At 41.0% G+C, this 11,963-nt stretch carries 12 protein-coding genes; 6 read left to right on the plus strand and 6 right to left on the minus strand.

The annotated features are described in order from the left end of the window. Positions 1-93: 93 nt before the first annotated feature. The 5 genes from gdhA to hemH all read right to left on the minus strand — a co-directional run bounded on the left by gdhA (position 94) and on the right by hemH (position 5,356). Complete coding sequence (gdhA, locus tag AC3E9U_RS08625; protein ID WP_488746497.1) at positions 94-1,437, minus strand: NADP-specific glutamate dehydrogenase; 1,344 nt, start codon at positions 1,435-1,437, stop codon at positions 94-96. Positions 1,438-1,511: 74 nt separating this feature from the next. Further along, positions 1,512-2,294 carry an enoyl-CoA hydratase/isomerase family protein gene (locus tag AC3E9U_RS08630; RefSeq protein WP_488746498.1) on the minus strand — a complete coding sequence of 261 codons (783 nt, stop codon included), beginning with the start codon at positions 2,292-2,294 and terminating at the stop codon, positions 1,512-1,514. A 4-nt stretch (positions 2,295-2,298) separates the two neighbouring features. Continuing rightward, a complete protein-coding gene (locus AC3E9U_RS08635; protein ID WP_488746681.1) occupies positions 2,299-3,714 on the minus strand; it encodes a sensor histidine kinase in 1,416 nt (471 codons plus the stop codon). A gap of 59 nt (positions 3,715-3,773) precedes the next feature. Then, positions 3,774-4,331, minus strand: coding sequence for a CopD family protein (locus AC3E9U_RS08640; protein ID WP_488746499.1), 558 nt, complete (start codon positions 4,329-4,331; stop codon positions 3,774-3,776). Between the two features lie 2 nt (positions 4,332-4,333). Continuing rightward, positions 4,334-5,356 carry a ferrochelatase gene (gene hemH / locus AC3E9U_RS08645; protein WP_488746500.1) on the minus strand — a complete coding sequence of 341 codons (1,023 nt, stop codon included), beginning with the start codon at positions 5,354-5,356 and terminating at the stop codon, positions 4,334-4,336. Between the two features lie 321 nt (positions 5,357-5,677). Here hemH and AC3E9U_RS08650 point away from each other — a divergent pair, with 321 nt between their 5' ends. The 6 genes from AC3E9U_RS08650 to AC3E9U_RS08675 all read left to right on the plus strand — a co-directional run bounded on the left by AC3E9U_RS08650 (position 5,678) and on the right by AC3E9U_RS08675 (position 10,842). Then, positions 5,678-6,424 carry a hypothetical protein gene (locus tag AC3E9U_RS08650; RefSeq protein ID WP_488746501.1) on the plus strand — a complete coding sequence of 249 codons (747 nt, stop codon included), beginning with the start codon at positions 5,678-5,680 and terminating at the stop codon, positions 6,422-6,424. An 11-nt stretch (positions 6,425-6,435) separates the two neighbouring features. Beyond that, positions 6,436-7,215 (plus strand): hypothetical protein, encoded by a 780-nt coding sequence (locus AC3E9U_RS08655; RefSeq protein WP_488746502.1) that lies wholly within the window; start codon positions 6,436-6,438, stop codon positions 7,213-7,215. Between the two features lie 3 nt (positions 7,216-7,218). Further along, a complete protein-coding gene (locus AC3E9U_RS08660; RefSeq protein ID WP_488746503.1) occupies positions 7,219-8,010 on the plus strand; it encodes a hypothetical protein in 792 nt (263 codons plus the stop codon). 469 nt (positions 8,011-8,479) lie between these two features. After that, the gene (locus AC3E9U_RS08665) at positions 8,480-9,235 is read left to right on the plus strand and encodes a hypothetical protein (protein WP_488746504.1); all 756 of its coding nucleotides are present in this window, start codon (positions 8,480-8,482) and stop codon (positions 9,233-9,235) included. Positions 9,236-9,247: 12 nt separating this feature from the next. After that, positions 9,248-10,009, plus strand: coding sequence for a hypothetical protein (locus AC3E9U_RS08670; protein ID WP_488746505.1), 762 nt, complete (start codon positions 9,248-9,250; stop codon positions 10,007-10,009). 14 nt (positions 10,010-10,023) lie between these two features. Beyond that, positions 10,024-10,842, plus strand: coding sequence for a hypothetical protein (locus AC3E9U_RS08675; protein ID WP_488746506.1), 819 nt, complete (start codon positions 10,024-10,026; stop codon positions 10,840-10,842). Between the two features lie 28 nt (positions 10,843-10,870). Here the strand turns inward: AC3E9U_RS08675 and AC3E9U_RS08680 are convergent, their stop codons facing one another. After that, positions 10,871-11,737 (minus strand): helix-turn-helix transcriptional regulator, encoded by an 867-nt coding sequence (locus tag AC3E9U_RS08680; protein ID WP_488746507.1) that lies wholly within the window; start codon positions 11,735-11,737, stop codon positions 10,871-10,873. Positions 11,738-11,963: the final 226 nt, after the last annotated feature.

Genomic DNA, 11,963 nt, shown 5'->3' on the forward strand with positions numbered 1-11,963 from the left:
TAACAAAATCTACCAAATCTGTACAATAAAAAAACGGTCATCAATTCTGCAACTGATGACCGCCTTATTTAATTGTAATTATAAAACTATTAGCTATACAACCCCCTGCGCTAACATCGCATCGGCAACTTTTACGAAACCGGCTATATTGGCACCTTTCACGTAATCAATGTACCCATCCGGATTGGTTCCGTACAATACACAAGCTTCGTGAATGTCTTCCATAATCGCTTTCAGTCTTTCGTCTACCTCTTCTCGGGTCCAGCTTAGGCGCAAGGAGTTTTGCGACATTTCCAAACCGGATGTGGCAACTCCTCCCGCATTGGATGCTTTCCCGGGAGCAAACAATATTTTAGCCTTGTGAAAAGCTTCCACCGCTTCGGGAGTACACGGCATGTTCGCCCCTTCCGCTACGCAGAAACATCCATTGGCAATTAAGGTTTTTGCCTCTTCACCGTTCAATTCGTTTTGCGTGGCGCAAGGCAAGGCAATGTCGCATTTCACTTCCCAAGGGTGTTTTCCTGCTACGAATTTCGCATTCGGATAGTTGTCAAGGTATTCCTTGATACGCCCGTAGCGCACGTTTTTGATGTCCATGATGTACGCCAATTTCTCAGCATCAATACCGTCAGCATCATAAATATATCCGGAAGAATCCGAAGCCGTAACTACTTTTCCTCCCAATTGGGTTGCTTTCTCAATCGCGTACTGGGCCACGTTTCCGGAACCTGAAATCACCACGGTTTTATCGGCAAAACTCTCGCCTCGGGTAGCCAGCATACTTTGGGCAAAATACACATCGCCGTAGCCAGTTGCTTCCGGACGGATCAATGATCCCCCGAAAGTGATTCCCTTACCGGTCAATACGCCCGTAAACTCATTGCGCAATTTTTTATACTGTCCGTACATATAACCCACTTCTCTTCCTCCTACACCAATATCGCCTGCAGGTACATCGGTATCCGCACCGATGTGACGCGCTAATTCGGTCATGAACGCCTGGCAGAAACGCATGATTTCCACATCGGATTTCCCTTTCGGATCAAAATCGGAACCTCCTTTTCCACCACCCATCGGCAACGTGGTCAGACTATTCTTGAAAACCTGTTCAAACGCCAGGAATTTCAAAATACTTAAATTCACGGAAGGGTGAAAACGCAATCCGCCTTTGTAAGGTCCGATAGCCGAATTCATCTGGATACGGTACCCTTTGTTTACGTGGATTTTCCCGGAGTCATCTATCCACGCGATACGAAACATTAAAACCCTTTCCGGTTCTACCATTCGCTCCAAAAGCATTTTATCCTGGTACTTTTTATTTTCTTCAATAAAAGGGATTACCGTTTCGGCAACTTCCCTTACGGCCTGCAAAAACTCCGGTTCATTCGGGTTTCTCAGCGCAACCATATCTAAAAACTCTTTAACTTTTTGCGACATAATAGTGGGTTAGTTTATTGTGATGTTAATAAAAGTACCAAAAAAAAGCGAACCAAAATTGGTTCGCTTTAAAATTATTTACCCGGAAATTCCGCTTTTCTTTTCTCCAGAAAGGCCGTTGTTCCTTCCTTGAAATCTTCCGTTCCGAAACATTCTCCGAAGGCTCTGATCTCCGATTGGAACCCGTTTACACCGTCTACGTAATTATCGTTGATGACTTTGATTGCATAGGAAATGGCAACACTTGAATTTTTGGCAATCTTAGCAGCGATCCCTTTTGCGAAATCTAGCAGTTCTGCCTGAGGAACCACATGATTCACCAAGCCGTAGTTCAATGCCGTAGTCGCGTCAACCATGCCGGCGGTCATGATCAGTTCCATCGCTCTTCCTTTACCGATTAATTGTGGCAAACGCTGTGTTCCGCCATAACCCGGAATTACACCAAGAGTCACTTCCGGCAATCCCATTTTTGCATTGTCCGATGCTATTCTAAAGTGCGCCGCCATCGCCAGTTCCAATCCGCCTCCTAAGGCAAATCCGTTTACTGCTGCAATTACGGGCGTGGTTAAATTCTGCACGAAGTCGAACAACAATTCCTGACCTTTCGCCGCCAATTGCGCACCCTGCTCAACAGAAAAACTTGCAAATTCCGAAATATCCGCACCTGCCACGAAAGCTTTTTCCCCGCTTCCGGTAATGATGATCACTTTGGTAGCTGCATCTTCATTTTCTGCTTTAAATGCATAGTGCAATTCTTCGATTGTCGCCTTATTTAACGCATTTAACTTTGTCGGACGGTTAATGGTGATAACCGCAATACCGTTTTCTTTTTCGATTAAAATGTTTTCGTAGTTCATTCTCTTAAGTGTTTATTATAGGAAGTGTCACCGTAAATTCGGTTCCCACGCCTAATTCGCTTTCTAATGTTATGGTTCCGTGGTAACTTTCCACGATATTTTTTATGATTCCCAATCCCAACCCCATTCCACTGGTTTTGGTGGTAAATTTTGGTTCGAAAATACGATTTTTATCTTCAATGCTGATTCCTTTTCCGTTGTCTTTGACCACAATTTTTGCGGCCTCCCCTTCTCGGAAAACCTTAACGGAAACAAGCGGCGTGGTTTGTTCATTCGGAATAGCCTCAATGGCGTTCTTGACCAGATTTGTAATGATCCGGATGACCTGTGTTCGGTCTATTTTGGTGATGATTTCCTTTTCTTCCGCTGTGAATTCGATAAAATGTTCGTTGAAAATATCCAGTGCCAACTGCACAACATACACAATATTTAAAGTCTCATTTTGTTGGGCCGGAAGCGAGGCAAAATTAGAGAACGCCGAAGCCACGGAACTCATGGTGTCGATCTGCTGAATCAGCGTTTTGGAATAATCGTCCATTTTTTGGTAGACATTCGGATCGGTCGGGTCGAACTTGCGTTGGAAACTTTGCACCGTCAATCGCATTGGTGTCAGTGGATTTTTAATCTCATGCGCGACCTGTTTCGCCATTTCACGCCAGGCTTCTTCCCTTTCACTCTGCGCCAAAAGCAGTGCACTTTCTTCCAATTTATCTACCATTCCGTTGTAAGCGTCTACCAGCGATTTGATCTCATGACTGGTGTACTCCAACTGGATTTTTTCGTTCTTCTTATTAAGTTGTGTCTCACGGATTTTATCACTTATGGTTTGGAGTGATTTGGTGATGTAACTCGAAAGAAAATAAGCGATTACAAATGAAATCAGCAACATGAACAAATATACCTGTCCGAATCGCAACAGGAAATTGCGGAGTTCATTCTGATAGAAACTGGTTTCTTCCACGTACGGAAGGTTCAGAATTCCGAGTGGTTTGAATTTTGTATCTTTTAAATAGCTATAGGACGAGCGGTATTTCTGTCCGTTGATCATCTGCAGATCTACAAAACGTTTGCTCGTTGAAGACTGTATTATTTTAAGAATGATCGGTGGAATCGGTTTTGCTACTTTATCCACCGAAAAGGCGCCTTTGGAAGAAATCAGCAGGTTTCCGTTTAAATCGTGGATATTGATTTCAAGACTGTGGATGTTCGCCAATTCATAAATTCTTTCTTTAAAAATCAATGGCAGATTTTTGGTCGTAAGCGGATAAGTCGTAGTGGAAAGGATATAATTGATGTGCTCTGTAATAGCATCTTCTTTTCGCTCCAGACGATCCTGATGGTAATCGCGTGCTTCTTTTTTAAACTGATAAATGGAAACCGCAGCAATTAAAACAGACGCAATCAGTGTTAGCAATACCATCGACAGGAAAATCCTTAATCGAAGGGACAACTGCGTTATTTTAATTGTTTTCGCCATCTTTACGACTGATTTTTCTCTCTGATCTTTTTATAAAACCTATAGCCCAACATCAGAATAACCGAAAAAAGAAAAATTCCGATAACGCCATATATCCAATTGAAAGCGTCTTTTAATATCACCAGAAAAACCACGGCAAAAAGAATAAGAGTCGCTCCTTCATTCCACAATCTGAAAAAGGCGGAAGAATGTCTGACTTCGTCTTTTTGCAATTGCAGGAAAATCTGATGGCATTTCAGGTGGTATAAATATAATAAGAAAACAAAGCCTAATTTCATGTGCATCCACGGCATCTTCAGCCAGGCATTTCCGAGAGTTGTTCCGAATAACATCCAAAACGCAAAAATACTTGCAAGGATTGCTGACGGCCAGGTTATGATATACCAAAGTCGGTAGGACATCAATTGGTATTGTTTAATGAGGATATCCTGTTCCGGTTGTGGTTTTAATTTCGCTTCGGCGTGATAAACGAAAAGGCGCACAATATAAAAAAGCCCTGCAAACCATGTGATCACAAAGATAAGATGCAGGGACTTTATGTAATTATAATATTGATCCATGATTAGTTTTTAGCCCAATCGTTAATCCAGTTGGATACTACCTGACACCACTGCTCGTCGTCGTTAAGACAAGGGATCGTTAAGAACGACTCTCCGCCGTGCTCGATGAATTCCTCGTTGGCGCGCATGGCAATTTCCTCAAGTGTTTCCAAACAATCCGTTACAAAAGCAGGCGTCACGACAGCCACTTTTTTAATTCCGTGTTTCGGATAATCGTTTAAAACGACATCGGTATAAGGCTCCAGCCATTTGTCTCCAGCCAATCGCGACTGGAACGTTACATAATATTTATCTTTCGGGATCTGAAGCTGTTCCACTACCAATCGAGTCGTTTCATAACAGTGGGTACGATAACAGAATTCCGATTCCGTTGTTCCTACTTCGCAGCACATTTGATCCGTTACAAATTTCTTATGCTTTCCGGTTGGATCGGTCTTGCGGACATGTCTTTCAGGAATTCCGTGGTAAGAGAACACCAATTTATCGAACGGGAAATCCCCTAAATGTTTTTTGATGGAATCGGCAAGCACCTTGATATAATCCGGTTTATTGTAGAATGCCGGTACGTCGGTAATTCTCATATCCGGAAACTTCTTCTTACGGATTTCTTCGGCCAAAACTAAAATCGTTAAGGTCGACGCCATAGCATACTGTGGATAGAGCGGAAAAAGCAACACATCTCTGACTCCTTTATCATACAATTCCTGTAATCCGGCTTCAATAGACGGTTTTCCATAGCGCATGGCCAATGAAACAGGAATAGCTGCTTTTTCTGCTACTTTTTCGTGCATTCTTTTCGAAAGCACTATTAGTGGAGATCCTTCTTTCCACCATATTTTTTGGTAGGCTTCCGCAGCATTTTCGGGGCGTTTTCGCAATATAATTCCCCGAACCAGGAAAGCGCGCAATAAGTAAGGTACATCTATTACGTATTTATCCATTAAAAACTCGTCCAAATACGGCTTGATATCTTTTGGTGTCGGGCTCTCAGGAGAACCAAGATTAACCAATAACACTCCTCTCATTTCTATTTTTTTTCAAAAGTACTACTTATTAGCGACATTGGAAATTACAAATTTTCTTATGTTTTAAGATTTTTATAACAATATTGATTACAATTAGAGGTGTTTTCTTATTAATTAATTTTTTTTATACTAAAATGTTGATTTTTGTTAAATTTTACTTAATTTAGACGAAAAGACGAAAAAAATAGACAAAACACTTGCATTCAGTATTTTGAAGTAGAAAAAATATATTATTTATAACATTTGACGCAGCCTTTGTGATATTATTACATCTAATAAGTGTCTAGTTTTTAAAAATTAACCTAATAATGAGCTTGAATTATGACGAAACTTTACATTATCCCCATCCTCGTATTGCTGAACTTTTCTCTTCGTGCTCAAGTTTCCGGTGTTGGAATAGGAACCACCAACCCGCAGCAAAAATTGCATTTGGCATCACCAACAGGAACCATCCGAGTGGAGGGACTAAACTCCCCAAACAATCCGTACAACGGAGGAGGCGCGGACAAAACTTATCCGCTTTACGTAAACGAAAACGGAGACCTTACCTTAAGCGTTTCAACCTTCCAAAACAGTGACGGAACAGACGCTATAACATCTTCCACTCCCTTATCCGGCACAACACTTTCCATGTTAGCAGGAAGTTCCCCTATCGGTTCACGCAATACGGTCATCCTGCCCTATACCATCACTGTAAACAGAGATGCGGTCCTAGAGGTAAAGTACAACATCAGTTTTCAGGTATTGAAAGACGCATCAACAAAAATAAAAGACAACAGACCAAGGATGATCTCGACTTTCTACACGCTTGATACTCCGGTTTTAGCAACAACAACTCCGAGATACGGACAGGCATCAAAATGTTACTACAACAATAACGATTTGGCAGCATCGGTTGCTAACGCGGCAGACATGACAATGTACAATTGCAGTACAACTTATATCACGCTGACACCCGGTACACACACGTTGCGGTTTTACGGCGAATTAAAAACCGGAGCCGCCTCTATGGCAACCGTTGTAAATTTTGCCATCGGGAACGATTCCGTATTTATGAGATTATACTAAAATTTAAGTCTATGAAAAATATCAAATACTTACTATTGCTACTTTCCGCTTGCACTTATGCGCAAGTCGGCTCGGTTGGTATTGGCACCGCAAACCCACAAAAGGATCTTCATATTGCAGGGGCAACGTCAACCATACGAATCGAAAAACTTAACGCTGTAAACAGTGCCCCTCTCAATGACGGAGTAAAATTAGCACCTGTGTATGTTGACAAAGACGGCGAACTGACCCTTTATCCATCCAATTACATCGCGGGAGGAGGTTCTCCTTCAGGGATCGTTCCTTTAAACTTTCTTATTAATGTTGGGAATTTTATTCCTGATGGCGCCGATTTTAACGGAATTGTATTAAATAACGACCTTACCACCACGACAGCGTCTATGCAACTGATTTCAGTTCCTTTCAATGCACCTCAAAGCGCCTTAATCGAGGTAAAATACGGCATCACGATCGTTGTTTCCGATGTAGATATGATTACGACGCCGGCCGGATCACCACTTGACGACAGGTCGACAAGAACCTTTGAAGTTTATTTTTGCATTGATTTGAATAATGACGGACTCGATGCCACAGAACTTTCGAAACAATATGGCAACAAAGGACAGGCTGTAGCTTCATCTATTCAGGGAATCATGGGTTATCCCTATATGAATGCACACGGCTATGCCAATATCCCTGCAGGAAATCACTCCTTGAAATTCTTTGCAAAAACCTCCGACGGGACCGGCAAATACACCAGCGTTGGTTTTGGAGGCGACTTGGATTATTTAAAAATCAGACTTTACAATTAACTTATGAAAAAAATATACTATTTACTTTTGGTATTCCCATCCGCACTATTTTCGCAAATCGGAATCAAAACCAATACACCTCAAGAAGAAGTACACATAGCAGGAAGCACCACTACAATTAGAGTAGAAGGATTGAATGCAGTAAACAATCCCGCTAATTTAGGAACCGGCAACTCTACACGCGTTTTCGTTGATGCTGACGGCGATTTGGTACTTGGTGCCGCGACTAACAATATCGAAGTTTTGTTCAATCCGTTTAATTATCTTTCCGATCCCCAGGATACAGGAGGAATCGATGCCAATGTAGTCAATCAGACCGGTACCGGATCCGGATATACTACAGCCGGATGGCCTCGACAATCGGGGCCTGGGTTGGATTCTTTTACATTAACCCGCAATGCTATTGTGGAAATCAATTATTCGCTCAGTTGGGAAGTTGAAAAATCAGGTGTTCCTGTGGACGACCAACACGCCAGAGTAGTACAAACCCTTATGTATTTAAGACAGGGCGGGCCAGCCGGACCTATAGTAACCAACGACTTAGACGGCGTTCCTTTAACAATAGGCTTCGCATTAGGATTAAACGGTCAGTTTTATACCAGCGGGTCGATGTCGGGAGCAAACCGACACGGTTTCAATACCGGCACCGATTACGTTAAATTAGGGCCCGGAACCTATACCCCAATGTTTGCAGCTCAATTAGCTGTAGGCAATACCGGAGGAACAGGTGCCGTAAAAATGTTTTTGGGCGGCGGTCAGGACGAAGTACAGGTTATTGCCCACTATTACAATTAAAAACCACTTCCAACATAAAAAAGGCAACTCGTTTGAGTTGCCTTTTTTTGTAACATCATGTTAAACAATTAGTACTATTGATGACAAAATCTCAGTTTTTTTGTAATCACTACTTATAATTGATAAAATTTTAAAATATTAGTCTAAAATTGTTATAATAAAAAGCCTACAATAACATCCTCGCTTGTTTTATTTCATCATATTTGTACTACATCTGTTCCTCCGAGCCCCAAATCGGTTTTACTTCAGATATTTTTATCATTTATAACAAAAAACAACAAAAAAGTTAGTTTTTCATTATTTTCAATGAAAGCTGACATTTATTGCTATATTTATACCTCTAGCAATGATTTGTTGTATTATTAAAAGAAAATTAATATTTATTTAAAACATAACGCAACCATATGAATTAAATTGCATCTAATAAAAACAAAGCCCCCACAATTATTAACCCTAAAACCTAAAGAGCATGAGAAATACCTACTTGATTACCGCATTGCTCCTTTGTTTTTTCCTACAGGCTCAAACTGCCGCGGTAGGAATAGGAACAACTAACCCTCAACAAAAACTTCACCTTGGAAACAGCGTAGGAACGCTGCGTGTTGAAAGTCTGGACAAAGACAATAACATAGCCAACGGTGGAAATGTGACCCCTACCGGCACTTACCCACTTTATGTGGACAGTAACGGAGTACTTTCTTTACAATTGCAAACCATAACCAATAGTGACGGAAGTGATGCTATCGACCACACAACGATTCCTGCATCCAACATCAGAATGACGACTGGTGATGCTGACGGAAAAGTTGAGACTACTTTTTTTACTTACACTATTAATGTTACCAGAGCTGCTATCCTTGAAGTTAAGTACAGCGTAAGTTTTCAGGTGTATCAAAGCGAAGCTTCTGGAACCCTAACCATGATTCGAGACGGAGGTGCAAGACGTGTATCAACCTACTACACAGTTGATGCAGCACCAAGAAAATATGGTCAGGCTTCGAGAAACTACTTGAACAACAACATTAACAATCCTGCTCCTTACACTTCTTTGGACCGACTAGGTTCTGTTGGTAACCTGTACAATTCAAGTACAACCTATGTTCAGCTTACTCCAGGAGTTCACACTCTGAAATTTAAAGCTGAGATATCATCAAATCTACCTGCAATGGCAACCTACGTAAAAATGGCCATTGACACGGATTCAGTATTCATGAGATTATATTAAAACCCCCTAGCCATGAAACTATTTCTACTCTTAACAGTTATTCCGACTTTCCTATATGCACAAGTTGGGATCGGAACCACCAATCCGTTAGCAGACCTACATGTTGCGGGCGACGCCTCCACAATACGAATTGAAAGTCTAAACGCAATAAACAGCCCGACCTATAATGACGGCGTAAAACCTTCGTTTGCTTTTGTAACTGCGTTGGGAGATGTTACTTTAAACCCTTCAGCAAACAATGGATCCGGACCTGGCGGAACAATAGCACCTATCAATTTTTTATTGAACGTACCAAATTTCATTCCGGACGGTCCGATGAATTTAGGGAACGTTGTTTATAATAGCGCTTTAACAACAACCGCGGTCGGACTAATTAAAACAGTTGATTTTACTGCACCGGGAACTGCTTTGGTTGAGGTAAAATACACCATCTCTACCTTACTGTCCCCTTCTGCAGATTTAATACTATCGATCCTTCCTTTTAACGATATTTCTGCCAGAGTAGTCAAAGTCTACTTTTGCATAGACATTAACGATGACGGATTAAGTCCTTTAGAACTTTCAAAAAAGTATGGTTTAAACGCACAGAGTTATGCTTCCTATAACCTTGGGATACTTGGTTATGCTTTTACCAATGGTCACGGATACACCACTGTGCCTCCCGGCAACCATCGCATTTACTTCTTTACAGAAATAAATGATGGCCCTCTTAAAACCACTGCTGTGAGTTTTGGAGGGGCCGAAGATTCATTAAAAGTGAGAGTTTACAACTAAAAGGACGAAAGGCTATGAAAAAATATATCTACCCAATTTTACTATTGGCTCCGTTTTGCATCTTTGCACAAGTCGGAATCAACACTACGAACCCTCAACAAGGTTTGCATGTAGGAGGCGCTACTTCTACAGTTAAAATAGACGGATTAGCTTATCCAACCAATCCTAATAATTTAGGTCCCGGAAATTCTTCCCGTGTTTTTGTGGACGCAAACGGTGATCTTATTTTAGGCACAGCTCAGAATAACATTGCTATCTTGTTTGATGCTGAAAATTACATCAAGGACGAAAGAGATCCCAGCATTAACCAAATTACCCAACACGGTTACGGTGATGGATTTGATTACTCGGGAATTCCAAGAGACATTCCGAATTCAACCTTCACATTGACTGAACCGGCAATTATCGAAATTAACTACTCACTTTCCTGGGATATTGAAAAAAATGCCACCATCAGGGTAAACGACGGTCACGCCCGGGTAGTACAGACCTTAATGTATTTCAGACAGGGAAGCTATCTTGGTCCCGTTGTGACAACCGACTTAGACGGAAATTTAATCGGAGGCGGTTTTGAGATAGACAATGGTACTTCCACCATCGGTGGCGCTTTAGGATTAAGTGGCCAATTTTACACCAACCACGAAGCAAACCGAGGGGAAACCAACAACTATCACAATTCCGGTAGTGACTATGTAAAATTACCTCCGGGAACCTATTGCCCAATGTTCTCAGTCCAACTGGCCGTATCTAACGCGAATGGATCCGGAGCCATGAAAATGTATGTCGGCACAGGAAACGACGAAGTCCAAATCATTGCACACTATTATCATTAAATAAAAAAACACCCAAAAGGGTGTTTTTTTATATCGTCTTTTCAAGCAAATACTTTTTTGGTGTGGTTCCGTATTTCTTTTTAAAACCTGCAATGAAATGGCTTGCTGTACTGTAACCTATTTTCAAACCGACTTCATTTACGTTATACGAACCGGAGTCCAGCAAACGTCTGGCATATTCCATCTTGTAATCAAACAAAAAGCCATACACCGTATCGCCGTAAATTTGCTTAAAACCCATTTTTAATTTCTTCAGATTCAAGCCCACCTGATCGGCCAATTCCTGCAATCCCGGCGGTTCGCCCATATTGGCGATGACGATTTCTTTTGCTTTTTTGAGCTTCAGCACATTTTCCTCGTCGATCAAAAACGGACATTGTTCGGCATTAGGGTCTTCATTTCTGTTGAAAAATAAACTCAGCAATTCATACCCTTTTCCTTTGTAATACATGTTTTTTATCGAAGGATTGAGCGAATAGTTAAACATCTGATTGAGCACAATGGCCATTGACGGACTGATATTTTCTTCGCCATAGTACTTTTTATCCCGGTTCTCATCACTTAAAAACGGAATATGTTCGGCCTGTTCGGAAAACAAACCGTGAAATTTTTTGATGGATACCAAAACCGTAATCACCCATGATTTAGGCGCAATTTCCATCTGAAGCGGCAATTCCTTTTGCGGATTATACAACAATAGCGATTTCTCCTCCTTCAGTTCCAGCGAATAATTACCCTGATTGAAAATAAACTTCGCGCTTCCCTTCAATCCGAAATGAAACTGTATAAGTCCCATATTTACAGGCCGTTCGAAACGAACCACTTCTTCTGAATCATTCTCAAACCGAAGCAAAATGAAATCTTCTTCGATTTTTATCTCTTCCATAGAACCCATAGCGGTATTTTTTTTAAAGCAATTTTGAAAGTTAAATGAAATTTATTTAGAATCACTCTAAATAAAAGTCTTCGAACTGCTTGATTTTTATACAAATTTAAAGGAAATAACGCTAAAGAACCATTTTCTTGGCAAAAAATCTCTGAGCGACACAAAAAGCACCTACAGCGTTATTTTAATAAATGACTTAGTAATACATTTGTTTAACTTTTAGTCAAAAGTGAAA

This window comes from Flavobacterium sp. 21.1 (assembly GCF_057801535.1).